We start from the raw sequence: 21,544 nt of genomic DNA on the forward strand, positions 1-21,544 counted from the left end.
TATATCCATCCTCTTCAAGTAAACGGTGTTCATTCAGAACAGGACGTTTACCTGAAGGGGATTTTTTAAATCTCTTTTGTTCAGGATGGTCACATTGCTTGTTGTTATGTATAATTTTCCTGAGAAAGTCACCTAAAGGAGAAAATATACATATGAATCGTCTTAAGTCTAGTGTTAGAAAGTTTATGTTAGAAGATTTGGATTCAATTAAAAAACAAGACAAGCCGAATGTTATTGTGAACTTTAAAGCAATTTTATTAGGATTTTTGGTTATCTGGTGTCTATCAGGAGTAATTATTTACTATGCATTCTCGGAGTGGAGTGACAGGGGAACATTTGGTGATATGTTTGGAGCGATCAATGCACTTTTCTCTGCTTTTGCTTTTGGAGGATTAGTGTACACTCTTTTCATTCAGAGATATGAGTTGAGTTTACAAAGAAAAGAGTTGGAGATGCAACGTTTGGAAGTGGCTCGTAATGGTGATCAATTAGAACAACAAAAAAATGTAATGATACAGCAAAGCTTTGAAAACACTTTTTTTAAAATGATCGAACTCCATCACAATTTAATTGCATCAATGAATGATAAACCTTATGAGGGAAGAAGAGCCATAGAGAAACTACGAGAGTTTCTCTATGATGAATTGAAACGTGCTGATCATAAGCGTGATTTGAATAAAACAATAGAAGATTTTCTTAGACTTAAAGGTCGGCATATTAAACATTACCTTAATAACTATTATTGTATACTTGAATTGATTGAGCAGCATGGTCTGAACACAGAAGAAGATTTGAGAGATTCGAATTATACCCGTATTGCTCTCTCTCAATTATCAGAGGACGAACGATTTCTGATTTTCTATACATTGGGATACAAGAGTGAGACGAGATTATTTTTGGAGAAATTTACTGATATAAGTGAATTAAATCATTTCGCTCGGCATCATTATGAGTGGATGACTTCTTAGTTATTTAAGAGTGACGGATAACCGTCACTCTTTTTATTTAGATTAGATTCTTTACGAAGTTCTTTCATCCAATTCATACGCTAGACTCTTAGTAACCAAAAAGGAGATGCTGTATATAGAATAGAAAATGCAGAAGTCACAAGAAGCGCGTGTTTTTAGAAAGAAATGGACTTTTTTAGCTTCCTGACTCTTTTTTATCAGCATCGTCAATGGTCAGCATTGCTTTCTCTGAATCCCAGGACACGTTCAATCCCAAACCACGCAATACCTCAAAAGGCACTGTGGTTGCTCCCGAGTAGTTATTTATGGGTTCAGGCAGCTGCATGACTCTCTCCCCAGACACATCTGCGGAAGTTATAACATACTGTGTTTCGTTAGGTTGGATTGTGATTGTCCGATTGTCATATGTTAACGTATAGTGGTTCAGGCTACCTTCCACCTGGTGAATCTCAAATTCTGCTCCGAGTGCTGCTGCGATGGCTTTGATGGGCAGTTGCACGGTCTTAGCCGTTTCAACAGCGGCATACATCGACTGGAACAACTCACCGTTCAGATATACATCTGTGCCAATTTTGGCTTGAACGGGTTTGTAGACCATGCCACCAGATGACGTTGCAGGTGCACCCGCTTCCTCGTATTTATCACTTCCCCAGCCCCAGACGGCTCCATCCGAGGATAAGGCAAGACTGTGGTAATATCCTGCTGAAATATCAGTAATGCCGGATAAATGGTTTACTTTGCCTTCTTTGCCGTTCACGCTCCTTCCGTAGCTATATACCTCACCGGATGTCGTGAGTAATAACATATATTGCGAATTTCCATCCATCTTTTTCACCTTGAAGTCGTAATGAAAGGCGAATGCTTTCCCTGTCTCGTCCAAACCCCAGACTTTCCCGTTCTTATCCAGTGCAAGCAGGGACGTATCTGTACTTGTGATCGAAGATATGTTGGTCAGACCTTTTATCTTGGTAGGTTTGGACAGGATTTTACCGGGTTCGTCGGGCTCGTTCCATGTCCATACGGAGCCATCTTTCTTCAAAGCATATCCATGCAGACCTGCGGATCCAACCTGGATAACATCTTTCAGTCCGCTAATCGCATGCGGTTTACGTATGAGATCAGAATCGCTTCCTTGAGCGGTAGGGCGCTGCCATGACCATACTGTCCCGTTATGGAGAAGGGCGACAGTAAAAGAACCACTCACTACATCCTTCGCAGAGTTGATGCTTTCGACTTTGCTTGGTAGTTTGCCAGCACCCCACTCCCAGACCGTTCCATCCGCCTGAACGGCTGCGTTGATTCCACCACCGGCGGCTGAAATAGCTGTTACATTAGATAGTACCGGTATTCGGATTGGACTAGACGTATGACGATATCGAATGTTCTCGCTCACACCCAGCTCTCCAAAGAGATTGCGGCCCCAGGTCCAGACCGAACCATCACTTCTTAAGGCGACTGTGTAATAATAAGCCCCCTCTACAGCGGTATAGTGGAGTTTCTTCTCTGCGTTTGCTGCATTCGATGGAACAGAAGTGTTACTGGCGGAATGCTGTACGTTAGTGGCTGCGTGAGTCGTTTGCTCATCTGCCAGCTCAATCAACAGACTTGATACAACTAATGCTGCAGCCATGGCAATGGCGAATCGGCGGGCCGTTTTACCTTTCCCATTGGGTCTATGATTCAAGCGTGAAGTAGAGCGTCGTTTTTCTTTTGCTATGTTATTGGATGGGTTAATCGAACGCATAGGTATCGCCTCTTTTTCAGATGAGATGGACGTAAATGATGCATTGCTATATAAACACTTTATGGAGAGTCGAAGTTACATACAAATGATAAAATTTCCTTTATATTGAAGATAGAAATCGCCGTTTCAGCTTATGGAGCAGTCATTACCATTAGTAAACAGAGGAGGAACAATCATGAAATTCAATGAGGATGTTCTTTGGAATCAACTGCAGGATGTAAGGCAATTTACGTTGCAGGTGTGCGTGGCCATGAATCCGGAACAAGTAGATGTGGTTCCTCAGGGTTTCAACAATTCCATTCGATGGAATGTGGGACATATCATTTTGGATCAGGATACGTGGTTTCATTATCTGATTGCTGATGAGGCGGAAATTCCGACGGCGTATGAGAAATTTTTTGGATTCGGGACAAGCCCTGCAACATGGACAGAAGAACCGCCAACGTGGGAGGAATTAATGGAGCGTTTGAAGATGCAGCCAGAGGTGCTAAAGCGCAAATTTTCCGGTCGTCTTGAAGAACCGCTGCAACGCGAGAGTGAACTTGGCATGAACACCATCGGGGAAATTATTCCGCGCACGCTTTATCATGAGTGGTATCATCTGGGGTACATTCAGTCGATACAAAGGTACATTAGCGCTTGCACACAATGATTGGAACAGGGTTTTGAAAAGAGATGTAACATGAACAGCGACTTTATCGTCTTAAGCATGAGGTGATAGGATGAAAAGAGTACTGCTCACGCTTTCGATAGCGTTAATGATGTTAACAGCCTGTGAGGCAAATGATCAGACAGTGGATTCTCCAGTAATCATGAATTCATTTTCGGAAATTATTGAGCCACATAACCCTGAGCAAGCGGAGCAAAGCGGGGATGTCGTTGTACTTCTCGAAGGCATGCGGAACAAGGATAAGTGGAACACATTTGTGAAGAATGTGAAGAACAAGCAGCAGGATCAGGTTCGTGTGACGATGTATACCATCGAAGGTGGGGCCATCATCTATGAATTGATATACGATGGCTCAGTCATTCAATCGACTTATGATAACTCAAGGGATGCCTATGGCTCCAAACAGGGGATCACGACCAACACCTGCGAAGGGATCGGTACGATGAAGAGTGAGCAAGGACGTGTTTTTAACGTGTTAACCGGTTGTGAGAAGGCAGGCAGTACCTTTTCGATTCCCAAGTGATGAGAGCGGTATCTAACCGTAAATAGTTGAGCTATGTAATTATTCATGCTATAAATCAAAAAAAGATCCTGCGAAGCCGAGGCTTTTCAGGATCTTTTTGCTGCTATATGGAGAGCGAGAGCTGGTGGTTTATGCATACAAAGCATTGGATAGTTCGATCAGATTACCGTCAGGATCACGTATATACACCGAACAGATTGGCCCCAGTGCACCTGTCCGCTTGACTGGTCCTTCTTCGATCTTCGTGTTCTGTCGTGTTAAATGCGCAATGACTTCCTCCAGCGGTGTGCTGACCAGAAAACAAAGATCTGCTGAACCCGGCGTGGGGATATGAGCTTTCGGTTCAAACTCTTTGCCCCGCTCATGCAGATTGATTTTCTGCTGTCCAAACTGTAACGCTTTTCGGCCCTGGCCGAATTCAACTACCTGCATGCCTAATACATTCGTATAAAATGCAATCGTTGCTTCCAGATTCTCTACGGTTAACACGAGATGATCAAGTCGTTCTAATTTCATGGATGAGCCTCCTTCGAATTGGATCATTAGCTCCTGTAAAACGAGGGTTGTATATAATAGTATTTCGTTTATTATACCTTAGAGCTCAGTTGGATCGACATCGTATGAGAAACACAATAAAGCAAAATGAAAAAAGGAGATACATATGAAAATTATTTTTTGTAGTTCACCGCTGAATGAGAAGAAGGTAGACGAAAGCTACGAACAAGAGTATATATGTGCCAAGGAATTTGGATTTGAGTTGGGATTAGTTCATCTGGAAGAGCTAATAGTGAACCAGCGACCGGATCTCGCGGTGAGACGGCTGAAGAAAGCAACAGAACGAGAGGACGTGTTATATCGCGGCTGGATGCTGAGACCGGAAGAGTATGAGCTACTATATGAGGCCCTGGAGTCAAAAAATCTATATCTCATTAACACACCGGAGCAATATAAGCATTGCCATTACTTGCCCGAGTCATATGACGTAATCAAAGGATATACACCGCGCTCCGTCTGGGTGCCTATGTCAGATATCCAGGCTTCTCCAGATGCCGTTAAGGAGGCCGCGCGCCAGTTTGGTAATCAGCCGATTATCGTTAAGGATTACGTAAAATCTCGTAAACATGAGTGGAAGGAAGCCTGTTACATCCCAGATGCTGCGGATGAGGAGCATATGAAGCAGATTGTGCATAACTTTGTGACGTTACAAGGTGAGGAATTGAATGCAGGGCTTGTGTTCAGGGAGTATGTTCAGTTGGAGTTTCTATCCTACCACGATCAGAGCGGCATGCCGTTGTCCCGGGAGATGCGTGTGTTTATGATGGACGGTAAGCCTGCATACATTTCAAACTATTGGGATGACGGTCAGGACGAAGCATTCAAGGAAGCATTTATTTCGTTTCTGGACATTGCCCAATCGATTCAAAGTCGTTTCTTCACAATGGATTTTGCCAAGATGGAAGGCGGATCCTGGATTATTCTCGAACTAGGTGACGGACAGGTTGCGGGTTTACCGGATTATGCTGACCCGTTGACGTTTTATAAGCAATTGAAAAGAGCATTAGTGTAAACAATCAAAAGAGTTAACTCATGGTGATTATGAATTAACTTATATCATATATTGGAGGCGTGTTTGATGAAGAGGTTCTGGATAGTGAGTGTGTTGATACTCTTATTGACAGGGTGTGGTCAGAACAATAGAGAGAAGGCCATTGAACATTTGACTCAAAATCAGAGGAATGATGCTTCTCTAATTGTATTTACCGATCGCCCTGCGGAGCGGCCATTTATTGTTGATTTACAGACAGAATTGAATGAAGTGAACAACCAGAATCTGAGGGCGGAAGGCCCAATCACCAACGTGACTTTTTATAATATTCGTGATGAACATAAATTTAAATTTGAGAAGATTTTTGAACTAGAAACATACCCGTATATGATCCTCTTTGAGAAAGGCCAGATTACATTGGAGACACATAAACCTGAAGAAATCGTTCAGCATTTTGAGTAGAGGTAAGAGTCCACCAAAAAAACCCTCATGAGCAAACAATGAAAGCATATGGCTAAGACAAAGGACTGCAGCAGGAGCTGTTGTCTTTTTTTATTGGGCATCCTTCATAGTTATTCGCACACTCTCCGAATGTGGCAAGGACATAGAATAGGGCATATACACTGTGTGCTTTGGCCTAAGGAGAGTGAACGTTCTGAAGTATCTGAATAAGAGAAGAGCTGCGCCCAAACGATTAAGATCGAGACGTTCAATACCGAAATGTAGAAAAAAATCCCTGGGAAAACTCAGGAATTGCCCTATGACCCGTAAACCTTGCCGGAAAAAGCGGCGCTACCTCCGACCGAAGCGTCCAATAAGACAACTGAAAGTAGTCTGTGGCAAAAAAATCATTGCTTTGCCGAGGGGAATTGGCCTCAACCCGGCATGCCGGGAGTCCAGGCCCCGGCTGGCTCCGGTGAGACAACATGAAACTCAGACTGTTGGACCTCATGGAACACAAGGTCTGGTAGGGGAGCAAGGTGCCCAAGGCCCCCAAGGCCCTGTCGGTCCCCACGGTGTGCCTGGGCAGCCGGGCCAACTTGGAGCGCAAGGCCCCGCTGGCCTTCGCGGCGATCCAGGCGAACCGGGTCTTGCCGGAGCGCAGGGTCCTGTCGGCCCGCAGGGTGAGCAAGGCGAACCGGGTCTGCCCGGAGCGCAGGGTCCCGCTGGCTCCCAAGGCGAGCAGGGTTTCCCAGGAATTCCCGGAGTACAAGGACCAACGGGTCCCCCAGGTGAGCAAGGTCCGCCGGGCAGCGTACCCGGAATTGAGATCATTCCTACGGTAAACCGTTACTTCTATTTTCCAGACACCGATCTGAATTTATTGGACTCGGTTACGATTCCCGCCGTGGAATTCGCGAATGATGAGGGTGGGAGCGTATCCGAATTTGCAGGAATAGGACTTACGAGTTTCTACAATCTTTATATCAACGGGATCGTACAGCCAGGTAACTCATATGAAGTAAATAAGGTTATGCTGTTTTTTCCTTCGCAAGGTGGTGTACTTTTTGCAGAAACGCCGATCATCTTGGAGACTATCCAACTAACAGTAAATATAATAAATGGTTAAAATTAGTCAAACCTCCTCGTGACTTTGCCTTCACGACTCTCGAATCTACCACATATACTATGTCAGGTAGGAGGTGAGAAACATGCCACTCGTGACACCCTTTCAGAACAGTTTAAGATATGCTGCAACCATTGGCGATGGAACAGGTACCGGAGCGACGTTTGCGATTGCTGCGACGGCTTTTACAAACGACGCAGGTACAGCTGCAACGGCATTTCCAGGCACGTTCAATTATTACAATCTTTATATTAACGGTATTATGCAGACAGCAGATACTTCCTCCGTTACAACCACTACAATTACGATTCCTGGTGGAGACGCGCTGAATGCTGGAATTCCAGTCGTAGTACAATTCGTAGTGTCTTAACGCTTACTTGAATCATGCTGCATCATTATCTTGTTCGGCTTCTATCTGTGATAGAAGCCGGACTTTTTTGTACAAGGCACCAATCGACTCTAAAGGGTATTAACGAACTTAACAAACGGCCGAATTCGGCAATAGGAAGAAATAAACCTTCTAGATATGCCTAAATTCGAGGGAGAACATTAATCTCAAATGATTTTATGTATTGCTTTTTACAATATTTGTTTGTTATGCTGACTACATAGAATTACACAGTAGGTGGTGTGAGAACTGAGGAATGAAATGATGAAAGGTTACATTGATGGTATTGTACTGTCTGTTCTGAGTAAGCAGGATGCATACGGGTATGAAATATCCAAAATGGTACATGACGAGACGAACGGTCAATTTGATCTGAAAGAAGGGACGTTATATCCCGCCCTCAAACGAATGGAGGCTAATGGGTACATTGAGGGCTATTGGGGGGAGCAAATTGGAGGACCACGGCGACGATATTACCGAATGACCTCCGAGGGTCAGACTCAGCTCGACAAGTTGAGAACATCTTGGACGGATAACATAAAGATCATCAATATTTTCTTGGGAGGGAGTCTTCATGGAAGTCATTGAACAATATTTAGATCAAGTACTCCGCTATACGTTTTTGTCCAAACGGGAAAAGTCCGAGTGGAGAGAAGAAATGGCCGCTCATCTCCATTCGTCTACCGATCACTATAGAAGTCAGGGATATTCTGAAGAACAGGCTATGGAACGCAGCATCCAACAATTTGGCTCTATTTCAGAACTACGCAGAACGGTAACCAAAGAAACATATGGATTCAATATGAGGACGATACTTGGTTGTGCTTTAGCAAGTTTTATCCTTTTCATCGTGACACTCGTAGCTGGACTAGTAGCCAATCAATACGGTGTACATAACCGATATATCGAGATTATGCCGGTTGTTTTGATTACCGTGAGTGCATTAAGCATCTGTATATGTTTAACTCGTAAACGAGTAGATCGACTTTGTCTGCTATCTCTGCCACTGTTATTTGCCTTAGGATATCTGCAAGCCTACTTTCAAATCTTGGTTGATTATTGGGGTGAGGGATTATCGTTTACGATGTTTGAAAAGTTATTTTTCAGTGGTTCATATGATATTTCCGGTCGGATTGAAGTCATGTTGATAGGCGATTTGTTCCTGGTAACACAAGTGCTCATCCTTTTTGCTGTAAGTAAAAATCGTTATATATCCATACTCCCGTTTGTCTTTTCCACCATGTATACATTGGTTCATATGATGATGTTCACTCTCTATTACGCATTCTTTACGTCAGAGCAGTTTAGTTCCTCGGTAACTCAGGGGTATGGCGTTTTCCTGGATGGTAATGTGCAGCGTTTGATGGAGATCGGACTTAATTTGGTTATCGGTGCATTAGTGCTTGTATTATTGATGCTCTGGGGGAAATGGACTTCGAAAAGGAAGTTGAACTTAGCTTGATAGCCACCGAGTATTTTTTGTGTCGCTATATGGCGGCTTTTTTTGATTTATGTATTGATAAAACAAGAGAGCTTTAATACAAATAATAGAAGGTCGGCAGAATCTGAAACATAAACCCAAAAGACCCACCTCTGTAGAAGCAGGTCGATCTCCAATCTACTGATTATTATTAATGCTTTTTATAATGTTTATAGTGTTTATAATGCTTAGAGTGCTTGCCGAAACTTTTCTTAGCCAATTCTGTAGGTGAAAAGCGATGAGCTGCAACCAGTCGGCCAGTTGCGTTTTTACCCCATCCTGACACAAGGACATGTTCGCTGTTTGTAGTATACTCAACTTCAAATTGAACCAAATTAGCAACATTCAGAACCCGGAAGCTAGAAGAGCCTGGTGCAAGAGTGAAAGTAAATGTGCTAACCAGAGTTTTTGCTCCATTCAAACGGAATAATCGAACACGTACCGTAGCGTTGCTACTTCCATTATTAACTGCCTTCGCGAAAAAAGTTCTGGACTCTCCGGGAACTGTTACAGTATTAATAGCATTTTCAACTGGACCAGTAGAATATTTTACTAATGTCATACATATCAACCTCCTAAAAGTGATAGTTTATGTTATGTTATTAAATTCATTTTGATTGGGTTCATAGGAGAACAAGAAGAATTGGCCTTCTGCTGTATCTTCATCTCCTCGCTACATGAGTAGTGAATGTCATATAACTCACGGGCAGAGTGCTGGAACAGCTATACGCCGAGCGTCACTGTATCGACGAACCCGCCGCAACCTCATCATCGCCGCCCAGCGGTATAGCCCGCTGCAACACGAGTATGGAAGAATGGTGAGTAATGTGAACTTCGGGATACTGCTCTTTATGATCCTAGACATACTGGTATAATCCGCTGATGTTTCTACCGGCCAAGTTGAAGATGTTTTCCCCCACACTCTATGAACCTCTAAGCTCATTAATCACAGGCGCAAGGTCTAAGACGAGTATGTTATTGGTGCTGCAAAAGAAGATCGTGACCGCCGATTTGATCGACTGGCGCTTTCGTTTAAGATAGAGAAGCTCAGTATATTAGCCTTCAACATGCACTAATGTGCAATATACTTGCCTGTAGGATATCTCCTACCTACCGGACTACTTATAAAAAATTGAATCCTCTGTTTGATTCCAATCCCCTGTCTAACTTGTTAAAATTTAGGTACATATACTACGGTCAGGTTGGCGGTGAAGATAGATGCAGCGTATTCAGGTACATCCCGATGAATTAGAGGAAAAAGCGCGATTGGTTCAACAGAAGAAGCTGGAACTGGAGCGAATGGTCCGGGATCTGGAAAAATCAATTTACCTGTTGCAGTCCGAATGGTCTGGTGTCACAGGAGAGCGGTTCTTCTGGGATTTTATGCAGGTGAAAGAAGTTTTCCCAGCCACAATTGGGCTATTGGATAAAATTCAGAATGAATTTATATTTATAGCGAAGAATTTTAGAACAGCGGATGGTTCGGGTGAGGTTGCACTGTACATTCCGGAAGAACTGAAACGAAATTTCGGTGTTGGACTGCTCGACAAGTCGGTTGGAGAGACCGTAACGGGAATTGGACAGACAGCAGAGGCGCTCTTTTATGATCCATTCGGGACGGTCGCCAGTGTGGCCTATGGGCTGACTTTGGGCAGAGTGGTCGATGTTGGACGAGGAATCGGATTCGCATGGGATGCCGCTTGGGGCACAGGAACAGCCAGGTCTGACATTGAGCAGTTTGTAGATGAGCAGAAGAAACAGATGGATGAGAGTGGGGTAGGCTATTATAGTGGTTCTGTGATGGGTCAGGTATTGGCCTACGCCTTTGTTGGCAGGGCGCTTCGTTCGAAAGAAGATATGGGCGGGGGATTAGGGGGAGGTAAGAAAGAAGCGGATAAGGGTAAAGAAGGGGCTGGACAAGATGGTAAACCTGTTGTAGATAAAGAGAGGTGGCTCGGGAGTCTACAAAATACAGAAAACTTTAAAACAGGAACTAAAGAAAACGGATTAAGCCATATTTTTGGTGGTGAAATACTCAAAAATGGGAATGCCAATGGTTTTCATTATGAAGGGATGCCAAATAGTAACGGCAAAATTGTCGGGAAAGTTGATACACCTAATGAGTTTGGTGTCTATCAAGCCAATGTTGAAATTAATGGAGTACCAAAAGGACCCAAATCCACATTTTTTCCAAAGGAATGGACACCACAACAGGTAATTGATTCAGTAAATGAAGCTTTTAATAGTAAAGTAAATATAAAAAACAATAAATATATAGGGAAAACAAGCACAGGTATGGAAATAGAGCTTATTTTGAGAAATGATAAGATAATCTCAGCATACCCAATATACTGAATTGGAGGGTACATTAGTGAAGATAAAATATAATTATAAATTGAAATACATGGATGAATTTAATATGGTTGTAATGGATTTTGACGAGGAAAAATCACTTAAGTTCGCCACTATGATAAGTGATCCTTTAGGATCTGATATACCTTGGAGATTTGAAGATTTGAGAAAAGATATTGAGAATTATTTTGATTTATTAAGGGGAGGAATCCCCGAATATAGACATGGAGGAAATGCATCCAGCGTCATATCACATAAAGATTACACAATAATTGAAGATCCATTTTATGATGAGGAAGAAGATGAAATTGAACCCATTTGTAAGTTAGAGACAGTTGAATTCGTAAAAGTAATATTACTATGGGCTTACGAAACTTACAAATTTAAAAGTAAAAAGGGAGTGATTGCTTTAAAGGAGGCGGAAATGGTTATGAAATGGGTTGAACAAAAGATGTTAGAAGTTGAGAGTATAGAAAATGAATCTATACAATAGCTGATATAAAGCTCATCCCTGATCATGGCCGACAAGCAGTGAAAAGTTGTATCATCTTATTATTGGGAGATTTAATTCATGGGGATATCATCTTTTATACTATTTAGACTTGGAAAGAGCATGCCGACTTATCTTTTATCGAGTGCTGCTCGGAACATATGTAGAAAAGAGAAACTTTTCTTTGATAAGGATGAAGAAACTTACAATAGCGAAGGAGCATTAAAATATACTCGACTATATTAGTGACATGCCATTCAAAAAGGTGGGTTGAAAATAAATAAGGATTTTCTTTACACCAATCCATATGTTCCAGGAATAATAGGAGACTCACCAGTGGACCTGGAATCGTGGTTTTCTAGATGATTCAAGAGAGATGATGGAGGAGAGGTTAAGCAGAAGGCATTGGTTATTAAAACAATGATTTATTTATCCATTTATAACTAATGAATTTTAACATTTGCCCATTCATTTCAAATTCTTTATCACTAGTTTCTGTATGCTCGAATCCGTTTTTCTCTAAAACTTTCTGAGATGCTATATTGTTGGTGGTTGTTTTTGCCTCAACTTCTTTTATATCTAAATCAACTATTGTATTGAGAAATAATTTTAATGCTTTTTTAGCAATACCTTTTCCAGTGTGAATTTGTCCCACTCTATAGCCGAGAAATCCTATTTTATCGGAATCATCAATATCAACTAAATTTATTCTTCCAAGAATAGAATTATTTTCGTCTTTTATTAAATAAAAAAAGGAAAGTCCTTTAGCTTGTTCATCAAGCAGAGATTCATTCCTTACTTTAAAACCCTCAGGCTTGTAATAATCATTTCCTCGAGACGGTACCATTTCCTCGAAAAAAGTTCTGTTTTCAATCTCAAATTCATACAAGCTTTCAAGATCAGTGTCTTTTAACTTCTCAATTACTATATTCATGAATACTTCCCTCCAATAAACTTTAATTCTAAATACTACTAATATACTATAGCAAGTATAACATTCCTATTTCGTTATTCAACATCAGAAGATTGTCTTTTGGTTTAATGGATATTCGTATTCCTAGTGTTCCATCAGCCTTTACAAGTGGTTACGGACATAATCTGCATCTTCTTTCAGCGGTTTAGCCCGCTGCCACACGAGTATGGAAGATGTAACTGTGAAAAATAAAACTCAGTCTGACTCAGTTGAAAAATTAAAAGATCAGAATATAAAATTAGCTCATTAGACGAATTGAAGGAGGATATAAGTAAATGAGTTCAGTAATCATTCTAAAAAAAATCTCAAATTATTCTCCGGAGCAGACTCTTGAGAACTTTAAGCATGCAGCACAGAGAGCGAATATGTATTGTTTTCATTTAACAGTTGATCATGAAACAGATAACAACTTTCAATCTGCAGAAGGCACGCTATCTGAAGTGGATGAAGAGACCCTATCAAATACTGATGATGAAGAAACTATTAGGTACTTCACTTTTAACGTGAATAAAGTTGTCGAAAATTCATATGATAGTTTTACGTGGCTCACCGAATCAACAGATTACTTTTGGGCAGCGGATGTTGTAAATATTAATCATGAATATAAATTTATTTATAGGTTTGTAGTAGAGTATTTTCAAGATAACACGGAAGATTACCTATGGTTTGATGATGCTGAGTGGTATTATACAGCTGACGATATCTTGATATTAAGTCAAAAGCCGTACAACCCAAAGTGGTGTAGCGAAAAGATTGTATGAGTTAAGAGGATTTATTAAGGTTAGCACTTCTACACACAAACTAGAGGTGCTTTTACCATAAAATCTTAGGAGAACAAAGTGCCATGATACTAAAAAAACGACTTTTAATGATCGGATGTTGTATTGCTTTTGTGATCTTACTTGTACTAACCTATAGTTTTTATAAAGAAAAAAGAATGTATGAACAGTATCTAACGATGAATGTCCGCCAAGATATCGTTGATATGAAGAGTGCGATCATAAATAATAATATTTTATTTAACCGAATACTTACGAATGAAATAATAACAAACGAGATGGTTGAGGATGGAGAACAAGCCAGCCAGCTCTATTACAACTTTACAGATATGACGCAGATTATAGATAAGTATAACTTGATGAATCTAAGTTTCAGCGAAGAAGCCAACTGGCTGCTACAACCCGCAGCATTATTTACAAACGACTTAGGCCAAGATGACATTTTGCCACCTACACTTCACCGCATGCGAATGACGTTCGAGAGGCTGGATATAAACAGTTATCCTGTAACAGCTGAACTTAAAGCCAGGATCGAGGAGTACCGGCAGTTAAATCATCGATGGCTGAACATTGTTGGGGACTTTGAATCCAAGGAAATTAACGAGAATGATTGGCCCCAAATCTTGAATGATCTGGAGCAAGTGACGCGAGCTTATTTTAGTGAGAAAAAGGTTAATTTCGTGGATGATGACGTTTGGAGAGACGCTTTGAATCCAAGATACGAATGATGAAGAAGAGCTAATTGATACTAGATATGAGATGCACATTCAAAGTGGAGTACTCCTGCCGTTTAGAGGCAATAGGAAGAACTTTCATGAAACAAGGCATATATGAACAGCTTATCAACACCATCACCAGGCAGGAGATTTCGGCGCTGGACCCGGCGAGCGCTCAAGATTGTGCGGGAACAGACGGAAGATAAGATGGCCGTATTAGAGCAGATTCGAACCTGTAATGAGATTATTGCCTCCCTGAAAGACACGTTAGGAGAAGAAGAGTACAGCGAATTGCAGATGGATGAGCAGGGGGAAGTATTGACCCATGTGTATTCCAAGCTGAACAGCATGCGTGCGGTCCGGATACCAAATATTAACGGTAAAATTGTCGGGAAAGTTGATACACCTAATGAGTTTGATGTCTATCAAGCCACGTATGATGTCCTAAACTGAACTCTAATGCTAATTATCGGAGTTACTCGGCCCATCATTTTGCAGATTCATTTTAAACGTGGTGTTGATAGTTATTCTGATCAGTAAGGACTTTTCCATCAACTAATCTAATGATGCGGTCGCATCGCTTGGCAACCTCATCATCATGCGTCACGATGATAATCGTTCTACCTTCATGGTGTAATTGTTGCAGGAGATCCATGATTTCTTCACCGGTTCGTCGATCCAAATTTCCAGTGGGCTCATCGGCCAAGATCAATTCAGGCTCTCCCACCAAGGCTCTGGCGATGGCCACCCTCTGTTGCTGGCCCCCGGACAGTTCATTTGCCTTTTTTAGACGATGCGATGCTAACCCGACTTTTTCAAGATAATGTGTGGCTTTGGCTACTCTGTCTTTATGTTTTCCTTTTCGAAAGGTCAGTGGCAGTATAACATTATCCTGAACTGTATAATCTTTGAGCAGGGCAAAATGTTGGAAAACAAATCCAACCATTTGATTTCTTGTCCTATGAATATGACGAGACGAGATTCGTTGCAGAGGTTGAGCCTCAAAAAGATATTCGCCTTCGGTAGGATGATCCATAAACCCCAGTATATTGAGTAAGGTACTTTTACCGGAGCCTGAGGGTCCCATGATGGCAATCAACTCTCCGCGGTGTATAGTAAGATTGATATCTTCCAGGGCAGGGGCGTCAGGGGATTGGCGACGATACGCTTTGGTGATGTTTTTTAATTGAATAAGTTCCATCATTCCATGCCTCCGATGAGCGATTTTATATCCTGTTTTCGTATATATAAATAAATGATGAAACTGGAAACGACGATAATGAAACTAAAGATGATAAAAATGATGAATAGAATGGAACCATCTAATTTGAAGTCTAACGGACTAAGCATATTTATCTCTTTGGAGATTTGGAGCAGTTCTTTATATTTCCATTGAAAATGGATTAGAGACAACCCGAAGCCAATAACCCCGATCAGGATATTTTCAATCGTAATCTGACCTAATATGCCTAAAGGACGTTCACCCAAAGCGAGTTTGATGCCAAATTCTCTTTTGCGAATCATCAGCGAGACGATCGTAGTTACCACGATTCCAGTGATTGAAAACAGGACAAAAGCCAATCCAAGTATGGTTTGAAAGGTCTCCAGATACATATTTTGTTCGATGTTTTCATGAACGGATGTACCCAAATTCTTCAGAGTCAGATTGACTTGATTTGAACTGAAGATGTTATTTAACTCATCCACATTGGCGTTAGGGTTCAACGTGAGGATGGTTGTCTGTTGTAATCTTGATGAGATGGCATCATTACTATCAAAACGATCTGTGGGCATAGGCATTATGAATGCCTTATCCAGCTTTAAGTAGACGTTGGATGTGTTGCTATACACCAAGTATTTATTAGGCAAGAAGCCGACAATTTTGTATTTATGATTGATGAGGTCGCCGAGGCTGTAATACGACTTGAAGAAGGAGCCGACCAATATGGGCATTTGCCCTTGACTATTTTTTCTGAAATCATGCGAAGTAAATCCGGTGCCAGCTGCAAATTGCCCATTAAGAAGTTCATTATATTGCTCATCAATCATGATTCCAGTAATAAAGGGCTCGTTCAGCCCCGATGTCATAGAGCTCCGGGTCAGCTGATCCATTAACCTTCGGTCAGGGTTCGAAGACGTATCCAGTAGTAAAATCTCCTCGGCGTACGTACCTAATGAAATGACGTCGGGATGCTGTTCCAATTGACTGTATACCTTGTCCACTTGTTCCTTAGATAGTATATGAGCAGAAGCACTTCCTTTTGCAGGCACAACAACATATGTGCTTTTCAAATCGAGCAGGGAGTTAAAGTTCATGTCATATAGATTTAAAAAGATATTGCTGCTTCCAGTGATGGTGGACAAACCATATGTAAACTGGATAAGTAAAAGTATGGATATCACCCATCTGTTTTTCAATGCTCTGAGCGCATCTTTGATTCTATACATGAGGGTCTACTCCTTTAAGGCTTGCGCTGGTTCTGTTCTGAGAATGAGCAGAAGCGGAATCATGGCAGTAATGACTGCCGTAGCAAGGGTGATGAATGTGCCAAGAATGATATGCATGTAATTCAACTGCACATCGTAACTTGTGGCATCAATGATAGCGAAACTGGTACGGCTGAGGGCCCATTGAATACAAAATGAAAAGCCGGATGCCACTACTGCGCACACAAGCAGTTGACTGAACAGGTGAGCAATAATTTGCAAATGGCTAGCTCCCAAAGCTTTGCGCAACGAGATTTCTTTTCGCTTCAAGTAAATCCACAGATAGCTTATATTTATACAGTTAATGAGCGAAATGATAAAAAGTTTATATGGATAACTTAATACTTCGTTTACACCCGCCCTTGATTTTTTTTCTACCTCATAAGACTTTGTTATGTTCTCAATCGTTGCCCTAACCTCAGGGGTAATTCGCTGTACCTCTGAAATAAACTGCTGAATCTCTTTAGTTGTGTCTTGATCCGATCTGAATAGAAGTTCAATGGATTTTTTTTGTTCTATTTCGTGTTTAATAACATCCGGCAATCCCTCAAAGGAAGTGAATATTGTATAGTTGAATACCGATATAGACTCTTTTCCAGTGTTGTCTCCCGCAATCCCCGTAACATTGTATTTTTTATCGAATAGTTCCAGTGGGCCAACGTGTTTGGATATCATGGTTCCAGTCATTACCGCATTGGCTGTTTCGGAAGATATTCCGGTACCTTCAAGTAACGGAGGCGACCAGTTGTGATTCAACATTCCGACGACTTGAACATTGCCTAACTCAGGATGAAATATGGTTATGTTCTGGGTGATCACACTTGTATTCGACGTAATTGATTCAGCAATAGCTTGAAGTGAGCTATAATTCACTTGATTCATGTTTGTCAAAGTTGCTGAATAGTAATGTTCGTATTTTCCATTCTTGGAATAGTAAAAAATCTTGTCGTAGTATTCTTGAGTTGAAAGAGAAATGAGGATCGGCAGTACAGTTAATACAAAGCCGAGAAAAAGCATCACAAAAATCTTTTTGTTAATCCATATATCGTTAAAGATATGTCGCATGTTTTCCTCCAATAGTAAGGAAAACGTGAATAAGGTATCAGCCTTATTCACGTTTTGGATAATATGAAGTAAGATCGGGAAGGATCAGCGGAAATTTATGCTTTTCGTACGGTTTGCTTCATCTACTGCGCTGACCCAATCATGCCAGGAAGTACCGCTAGTTGCAGCTCCTGCAGTAGTCATGATAAGAGTTACTTGATCCGTTGGCGAAGCTTCTTTATTGCGAGACTCATAAGTACCATCGTTAGTTCGGGCTGAGACATGTATTGATTTGATGAATGGTTCATTGGTTTGAGCAGTGTATGCGGTAACGATAAATCTTCCGCCACTACCTGTAGTCGTTGCGTACGAATCAAAACTGAATGATGCAAATGAGGCCGCAGATATAGCACCTACCGTGCATGCAGTAAGTGCAAGAGTAATTATGGATTTTTTCAATAGACTCTTCATGATTATGGAATCTACTCCTTTTGATATATTTGTGGCCACATCCAAATATTAACTTATAAGATAGTTGAAAAACAATAATTTTACAAAAAATTTACAGTTTAATACTGGTTTTACATTTGTGAATAACAAATCAACTAATGAAATCACCTACATATCCACAACCATCCTACACCCACACGAGGTACATTCATGAAGCAAGGTATATATGAACAGCTTATCAACACAATCACCAGACAGGAGATTTCGGCGCTGGACCCGGATGTGTATCACATTGGGACTGAGAAGCTGGATGCAGAGGAAGCACGCAAGCTGCTGTCCACGTATTTGGCGGCGGTGACCCGACGAGCGCTCAAGATTGTACGGGAACAGTCCGAAGACAGCGCCGCAGTACTGGCGCAGATCCGAACGTGTAATGAGATTATTGCTACCCTGAAAGGCACACTGGGAGAAGAAGAGTACAACGAATTGCAACTGGATGAGCAGGGGGAGGTACTGACCCATGTGTATTCCAAGCTGAACAGCATTCGGGCTGTCCGGGATACCAAAATCGTTCGTCCAGATACTCCGATCTCCCAAAGCTCTTTATTCACAGGTGCCAAGTCCGAGCCGAGTATGTTACTGGAGCTGCAAAAGGAGATCGTGACCGCCGATCGGATCGATTGGCTGGTATCATTTATCAAGTTCAGCGGGCTTCGCCTGCTGCTGGAACAGCTTCAACAGTTCACGGCTGGCGGAGGCAAGCTGCGGATCATCACAACTACCTATATGGAAGCAACCGACCTCAAGGCTATTACTGAACTTAGCAAATTACCTAACACAGAGATCCAGATTTCGTATGATACCAAAGTGACACGGCTGCACGCCAAAACGTACATTTTCCAACGTGACACTGGCTTCACTACAGCCTATGTCGGCTCCTCTAACCTGTCCAACCCGGCGCTGACCAGTGGTATGGAGTGGAACCTCAAGGTGACGGAGAAGGACTCACTCGACGTGCTGCGCAAGATTGAAGCGACCTTCGAGAGTTACTCGAATGACCGCGAATTTACGCGATATGTGGCTGAGGATGAAGGACATGAGTTACAGTTGAAGGCCGCTCTGAATCGTAAAAAAGATCAGTCTAACCACTTTCACCTGGACATCCAGCCTTACGATTATCAAAAAGAAGTGCTGGAACAGCTTCACGCCGAGCGTACGCTGTACGGACGAAACCGCAATCTGATCGTCGCCGCCACAGGTGTTGGCAAAACGGTCATCTCTGCCTTCGACTACAAGCGATTCCGGGCAAGCCATGCGGGAGCCAAGCTGCTTTTTGTCGCCCATCGGGAAGAAATCTTGAAGCAAAGCCGGGACACGTTCCGGTATATCCTGAAGGATATGAACTTTGGCGAGCTGCATGTCGGGAATCAACGAGCAGAGGCGCTGGACCAATTGTTTGTTAGCATTCAGAGTCTTAACTCCATGAAGCTGACGGAGATCACCAGCCCAGACTATTACGATTACATTATCGTGGATGAATTCCACCATGCCGCTGCGCCTTCGTACCAGAGGCTGTTGTCTCACTACGAACCGAAGATTTTGCTAGGACTTACTGCAACACCGGAACGGATGGATGGCAAAGACATTTCTGCCTACTTCGATCATACGATTGCCGCCGAGATCCGTCTAACCGATGCCATTGACCGGAAACTGCTGAGTCCTTTTCAATATTTTGGCGTCACCGATACTGTCGATCTATCTCAGGTGAAATGGTCGCGAAAAGGCTACGATCTGAACGAACTGGAGAAGCTCTATACTCATAACAAAATTCGTGCCAACCAGATCATCCAAAGTTTGAACAAATACGTAACCGATCTGGACGATGTGAAGGGGCTTGGGTTCTGTGTTGGGGTGGATCATGCGATGTATATGGCAAAAATATTTAACGAAGTCGGCATTCCATCCATAGCCCTGCATGGCGGGTCGAGCGAACAGGAACGTCATTCTGCGAAAGGACAGCTGGTGAACGGGGAACTGCGCATGATCTTTGTCGTGGATCTGTACAATGAGGGCGTGGATATCCCTGAGGTGAACACGATTCTGTTCCTGCGTCCTACTGAGAGTCTGACCGTATTCCTTGCAACAGTTGGGACGTGGACTGCGGATGGCGGATGGCAAAGAGTGCCTGACCGTGCTCGACTTCATCGGACAAGCGCATCAGGAATACAGGTTCCAGGATAAATTCCGCGCCCTGATCGGCGCTACCAAACATTCCATCTCGTACTACGTCGAGAATGGTTTTTCGAACTTACCACGCGGCACGTTCATTCAATTGGAAAAACAAGCGAAGGAATACATCATGCGCAACTTGAAGCAGATGAGCCGCAATCGTAGAGCGTTGATCCAGAAGCTGCAAACGTTCCAGCAAGACACCGGACTGCCGCTGACCTTGGCTCATTTTTTAGAGCATCACGGGATGAAACTCTATGAATTCTATGGTGGACGTACGGGGAGAAGGTATTTCCGCGGTATGTTAGCCGAAGCTGGACTGACAGAGCCTATCGAGAGTGAGCAGGATGAGTATATCCGCAGACTGCCATCTGTGCTGACGATCAACTCCCGAAGCTGGCTGACGTTCCTGATCGACTATATCGAAAAAGGCAAAGAACCGACGACCGCGGATGAACGGCGCATGTTGATCATGTTCTATTACACCTTCCACCGGGCTGCGCCCGAGAAACTAGGACTGAGCAGCATTGAAGAGGGTGTGCAGCGCGTGCTGTCTTGTGAGGCTTTTCGAGAAGAACTTGTGGATATTTTCAAATATAATCTGGCTCATCTGCGATTTGTGGATAAAAGTAATTCGTTCCCGTACACTTGTCCACTGGATATCCACTGTATGTACTCCATCGACCAAGTGCTTGCCGCCTTTGGCTACTGGAACGCTGAGCAATCACCCGCCTTCCGTGAAGGCGTGAAGTATTTTGCCGATGAACAGACCGATATCTTCTTCATTACATTGAACAAATCGGACAAAGATTTCTCACCCTCAACGTTGTACGAGGACTATGCGATCAACGAGCGTTTGTTCCACTGGCAGACTCAGAGCAGGGTGTCAGAGCATACGGCTACCGCGCAACGGTATATTCATCATCGCGAGACAGGCAATCGGATCGCGCTATTCGTGCGGGAGTATAAGGAAGAGCATGGCTATACATCTCCATTTGTCTTCTTAGGCGAAGCGGATTATGTGAGTCATGAGGGGAACAAACCGATGAGCTTTGTATGGCGACTGCGGGAAGAGATACCTGCGAAAATGGTAGCGGTGGCGAATAAGTGTATTGTTTAACGGATATTAGATTAGAAG

21 protein-coding genes and 2 pseudogenes are annotated in these 21,544 nt (G+C 42.5%); 15 read left to right on the top strand and 8 right to left on the bottom strand.

Features of this window, described 5'->3' with window-relative positions:
* Nucleotides 1-152 precede the first annotated feature (152 nt).
* Nucleotides 153-968 carry a putative phage abortive infection protein gene (locus BMY78_RS00405; protein WP_090893574.1) on the top strand — a complete coding sequence of 272 codons (816 nt, stop codon included), beginning with the start codon at nucleotides 153-155 and terminating at the stop codon, nucleotides 966-968.
* A 175-nt stretch (nucleotides 969-1,143) separates the two neighbouring features.
* Here BMY78_RS00405 and BMY78_RS00410 read toward each other — a convergent pair whose 3' ends face one another.
* Nucleotides 1,144-2,712 (bottom strand): stalk domain-containing protein, encoded by a 1,569-nt coding sequence (locus BMY78_RS00410; RefSeq protein WP_090893576.1) that lies wholly within the window; start codon nucleotides 2,710-2,712, stop codon nucleotides 1,144-1,146.
* A gap of 175 nt (nucleotides 2,713-2,887) precedes the next feature.
* Between BMY78_RS00410 and BMY78_RS00415 the strand changes: the two genes are divergently transcribed.
* Nucleotides 2,888-3,364 carry a DinB family protein gene (locus BMY78_RS00415; RefSeq protein WP_177185618.1) on the top strand — a complete coding sequence of 159 codons (477 nt, stop codon included), beginning with the start codon at nucleotides 2,888-2,890 and terminating at the stop codon, nucleotides 3,362-3,364.
* Between the two features lie 70 nt (nucleotides 3,365-3,434).
* On the top strand, nucleotides 3,435-3,905 hold the full coding sequence (locus tag BMY78_RS00420) for a DUF4362 domain-containing protein (RefSeq protein ID WP_090893580.1): 471 nt from the start codon (nucleotides 3,435-3,437) through the stop codon (nucleotides 3,903-3,905).
* Between the two features lie 129 nt (nucleotides 3,906-4,034).
* On the opposite strand, the gene BMY78_RS00425 is transcribed toward BMY78_RS00420, so the two are convergent.
* Nucleotides 4,035-4,421 (bottom strand): VOC family protein, encoded by a 387-nt coding sequence (locus BMY78_RS00425; protein ID WP_090893582.1) that lies wholly within the window; start codon nucleotides 4,419-4,421, stop codon nucleotides 4,035-4,037.
* A gap of 145 nt (nucleotides 4,422-4,566) precedes the next feature.
* On the opposite strand from BMY78_RS00425, the gene BMY78_RS00430 reads away from it, so the two are divergent.
* From BMY78_RS00430 to BMY78_RS00455, 6 genes are all read left to right on the top strand, one after another.
* On the top strand, nucleotides 4,567-5,472 hold the full coding sequence (locus BMY78_RS00430; protein WP_090893583.1) for an ATP-grasp domain-containing protein: 906 nt from the start codon (nucleotides 4,567-4,569) through the stop codon (nucleotides 5,470-5,472).
* A 66-nt stretch (nucleotides 5,473-5,538) separates the two neighbouring features.
* On the top strand, nucleotides 5,539-5,913 hold the full coding sequence (locus BMY78_RS00435; RefSeq protein WP_090893584.1) for a hypothetical protein: 375 nt from the start codon (nucleotides 5,539-5,541) through the stop codon (nucleotides 5,911-5,913).
* A gap of 298 nt (nucleotides 5,914-6,211) precedes the next feature.
* Entirely contained in the window at nucleotides 6,212-7,021 is an 810-nt protein-coding gene (locus tag BMY78_RS00440; protein ID WP_090893586.1) for a DUF4183 domain-containing protein, read from the top strand.
* 82 nt (nucleotides 7,022-7,103) lie between these two features.
* Nucleotides 7,104-7,388 (top strand): DUF4183 domain-containing protein, encoded by a 285-nt coding sequence (locus BMY78_RS00445; RefSeq protein ID WP_090893587.1) that lies wholly within the window; start codon nucleotides 7,104-7,106, stop codon nucleotides 7,386-7,388.
* Nucleotides 7,389-7,667: 279 nt separating this feature from the next.
* Complete coding sequence (locus BMY78_RS00450; RefSeq protein ID WP_256221904.1) at nucleotides 7,668-7,994, top strand: PadR family transcriptional regulator; 327 nt, start codon at nucleotides 7,668-7,670, stop codon at nucleotides 7,992-7,994.
* A complete protein-coding gene (locus tag BMY78_RS00455; protein ID WP_090893591.1) occupies nucleotides 7,981-8,868 on the top strand; it encodes a permease prefix domain 1-containing protein in 888 nt (295 codons plus the stop codon). The genes BMY78_RS00450 and BMY78_RS00455 overlap by 14 nt, the downstream gene beginning before the upstream one ends.
* A 169-nt stretch (nucleotides 8,869-9,037) precedes the next feature.
* On the opposite strand, the gene BMY78_RS00460 is transcribed toward BMY78_RS00455, so the two are convergent.
* A complete protein-coding gene (locus BMY78_RS00460) occupies nucleotides 9,038-9,448 on the bottom strand; it encodes a hypothetical protein (protein WP_090893593.1) in 411 nt (136 codons plus the stop codon).
* A gap of 656 nt (nucleotides 9,449-10,104) precedes the next feature.
* On the opposite strand from BMY78_RS00460, the gene BMY78_RS00465 reads away from it, so the two are divergent.
* Both BMY78_RS00465 and BMY78_RS00470 read left to right on the top strand, forming a co-directional pair.
* Nucleotides 10,105-11,241, top strand: coding sequence for an EndoU domain-containing protein (locus tag BMY78_RS00465; protein WP_090893595.1), 1,137 nt, complete (start codon nucleotides 10,105-10,107; stop codon nucleotides 11,239-11,241).
* Between the two features lie 49 nt (nucleotides 11,242-11,290).
* The gene (locus tag BMY78_RS00470; protein ID WP_090901816.1) at nucleotides 11,291-11,731 is read left to right on the top strand and encodes a hypothetical protein; all 441 of its coding nucleotides are present in this window, start codon (nucleotides 11,291-11,293) and stop codon (nucleotides 11,729-11,731) included.
* A gap of 409 nt (nucleotides 11,732-12,140) precedes the next feature.
* Here BMY78_RS00470 and BMY78_RS00475 read toward each other — a convergent pair whose 3' ends face one another.
* On the bottom strand, nucleotides 12,141-12,662 hold the full coding sequence (locus BMY78_RS00475; protein WP_090893597.1) for a GNAT family N-acetyltransferase: 522 nt from the start codon (nucleotides 12,660-12,662) through the stop codon (nucleotides 12,141-12,143).
* Between the two features lie 314 nt (nucleotides 12,663-12,976).
* Here BMY78_RS00475 and BMY78_RS00480 point away from each other — a divergent pair, with 314 nt between their 5' ends.
* The 3 genes and pseudogenes from BMY78_RS00480 to BMY78_RS33670 form a co-directional block, all read left to right on the top strand.
* The gene (locus tag BMY78_RS00480; protein ID WP_090893599.1) at nucleotides 12,977-13,462 is read left to right on the top strand and encodes a hypothetical protein; all 486 of its coding nucleotides are present in this window, start codon (nucleotides 12,977-12,979) and stop codon (nucleotides 13,460-13,462) included.
* Nucleotides 13,463-13,545: 83 nt separating this feature from the next.
* Nucleotides 13,546-14,208, top strand: a complete 663-nt coding sequence (locus BMY78_RS00485) for a hypothetical protein (protein WP_090893601.1) — start codon at nucleotides 13,546-13,548, stop codon at nucleotides 14,206-14,208.
* A gap of 86 nt (nucleotides 14,209-14,294) precedes the next feature.
* Nucleotides 14,295-14,604: pseudogene (locus BMY78_RS33670) on the top strand (hypothetical protein); the annotation flags it as partial.
* A 97-nt stretch (nucleotides 14,605-14,701) separates the two neighbouring features.
* Here BMY78_RS33670 and BMY78_RS00495 read toward each other — a convergent pair.
* From BMY78_RS00495 to BMY78_RS00510, 4 genes are all read right to left on the bottom strand, one after another.
* A complete protein-coding gene (locus BMY78_RS00495) occupies nucleotides 14,702-15,397 on the bottom strand; it encodes an ABC transporter ATP-binding protein (protein ID WP_090893606.1) in 696 nt (231 codons plus the stop codon).
* The gene (locus BMY78_RS00500; RefSeq protein ID WP_090893608.1) at nucleotides 15,397-16,644 is read right to left on the bottom strand and encodes an ABC transporter permease; all 1,248 of its coding nucleotides are present in this window, start codon (nucleotides 16,642-16,644) and stop codon (nucleotides 15,397-15,399) included. Before BMY78_RS00500 ends, BMY78_RS00495 begins: the two co-directional genes overlap by 1 nt.
* A gap of 6 nt (nucleotides 16,645-16,650) precedes the next feature.
* Nucleotides 16,651-17,748 (bottom strand): ABC transporter permease, encoded by a 1,098-nt coding sequence (locus BMY78_RS00505; protein ID WP_090893609.1) that lies wholly within the window; start codon nucleotides 17,746-17,748, stop codon nucleotides 16,651-16,653.
* A gap of 84 nt (nucleotides 17,749-17,832) precedes the next feature.
* On the bottom strand, nucleotides 17,833-18,198 hold the full coding sequence (locus tag BMY78_RS00510) for a hypothetical protein (protein WP_079695017.1): 366 nt from the start codon (nucleotides 18,196-18,198) through the stop codon (nucleotides 17,833-17,835).
* A gap of 189 nt (nucleotides 18,199-18,387) precedes the next feature.
* Here BMY78_RS00510 and BMY78_RS00515 point away from each other — a divergent pair.
* Nucleotides 18,388-21,526, top strand: a pseudogene (locus BMY78_RS00515) (DUF3427 domain-containing protein).
* Nucleotides 21,527-21,544 lie beyond the last annotated feature (18 nt).

This window comes from Paenibacillus sp. OK076 (genome assembly GCF_900110055.1).
In the GTDB taxonomy this organism is placed as follows: Bacteria; Bacillota; Bacilli; order Paenibacillales; family Paenibacillaceae; genus Paenibacillus.

Bases quoted from the DNA above. Each gene is read 5' to 3' on its own strand.
- BMY78_RS00405 (WP_090893574.1), top strand. From the start codon at position 153: ATGAATCGTCTTAAGTCTAGTGTTAGAAAGTTTATGTTAGAAGATTTG.
- BMY78_RS00410 (WP_090893576.1), bottom strand. From the start codon at position 2,712: ATGCGTTCGATTAACCCATCCAATAACATAGCAAAAGAAAAACGACGC.
- BMY78_RS00415 (WP_177185618.1), top strand. From the start codon at position 2,888: ATGAAATTCAATGAGGATGTTCTTTGGAATCAACTGCAGGATGTAAGG.
- BMY78_RS00420 (WP_090893580.1), top strand. From the start codon at position 3,435: ATGAAAAGAGTACTGCTCACGCTTTCGATAGCGTTAATGATGTTAACA.
- BMY78_RS00425 (WP_090893582.1), bottom strand. From the start codon at position 4,421: ATGAAATTAGAACGACTTGATCATCTCGTGTTAACCGTAGAGAATCTG.
- BMY78_RS00430 (WP_090893583.1), top strand. From the start codon at position 4,567: ATGAAAATTATTTTTTGTAGTTCACCGCTGAATGAGAAGAAGGTAGAC.
- BMY78_RS00435 (WP_090893584.1), top strand. From the start codon at position 5,539: ATGAAGAGGTTCTGGATAGTGAGTGTGTTGATACTCTTATTGACAGGG.
- BMY78_RS00440 (WP_090893586.1), top strand. From the start codon at position 6,212: ATGACCCGTAAACCTTGCCGGAAAAAGCGGCGCTACCTCCGACCGAAG.
- BMY78_RS00445 (WP_090893587.1), top strand. From the start codon at position 7,104: ATGCCACTCGTGACACCCTTTCAGAACAGTTTAAGATATGCTGCAACC.
- BMY78_RS00450 (WP_256221904.1), top strand. From the start codon at position 7,668: ATGATGAAAGGTTACATTGATGGTATTGTACTGTCTGTTCTGAGTAAG.
- BMY78_RS00455 (WP_090893591.1), top strand. From the start codon at position 7,981: ATGGAAGTCATTGAACAATATTTAGATCAAGTACTCCGCTATACGTTT.
- BMY78_RS00460 (WP_090893593.1), bottom strand. From the start codon at position 9,448: ATGACATTAGTAAAATATTCTACTGGTCCAGTTGAAAATGCTATTAAT.
- BMY78_RS00465 (WP_090893595.1), top strand. From the start codon at position 10,105: ATGCAGCGTATTCAGGTACATCCCGATGAATTAGAGGAAAAAGCGCGA.
- BMY78_RS00470 (WP_090901816.1), top strand. From the start codon at position 11,291: ATGGATGAATTTAATATGGTTGTAATGGATTTTGACGAGGAAAAATCA.
- BMY78_RS00475 (WP_090893597.1), bottom strand. From the start codon at position 12,662: ATGAATATAGTAATTGAGAAGTTAAAAGACACTGATCTTGAAAGCTTG.
- BMY78_RS00480 (WP_090893599.1), top strand. From the start codon at position 12,977: ATGAGTTCAGTAATCATTCTAAAAAAAATCTCAAATTATTCTCCGGAG.
- BMY78_RS00485 (WP_090893601.1), top strand. From the start codon at position 13,546: ATGATACTAAAAAAACGACTTTTAATGATCGGATGTTGTATTGCTTTT.
- BMY78_RS00495 (WP_090893606.1), bottom strand. From the start codon at position 15,397: ATGGAACTTATTCAATTAAAAAACATCACCAAAGCGTATCGTCGCCAA.
- BMY78_RS00500 (WP_090893608.1), bottom strand. From the start codon at position 16,644: ATGTATAGAATCAAAGATGCGCTCAGAGCATTGAAAAACAGATGGGTG.
- BMY78_RS00505 (WP_090893609.1), bottom strand. From the start codon at position 17,748: ATGCGACATATCTTTAACGATATATGGATTAACAAAAAGATTTTTGTG.
- BMY78_RS00510 (WP_079695017.1), bottom strand. From the start codon at position 18,198: ATGAAGAGTCTATTGAAAAAATCCATAATTACTCTTGCACTTACTGCA.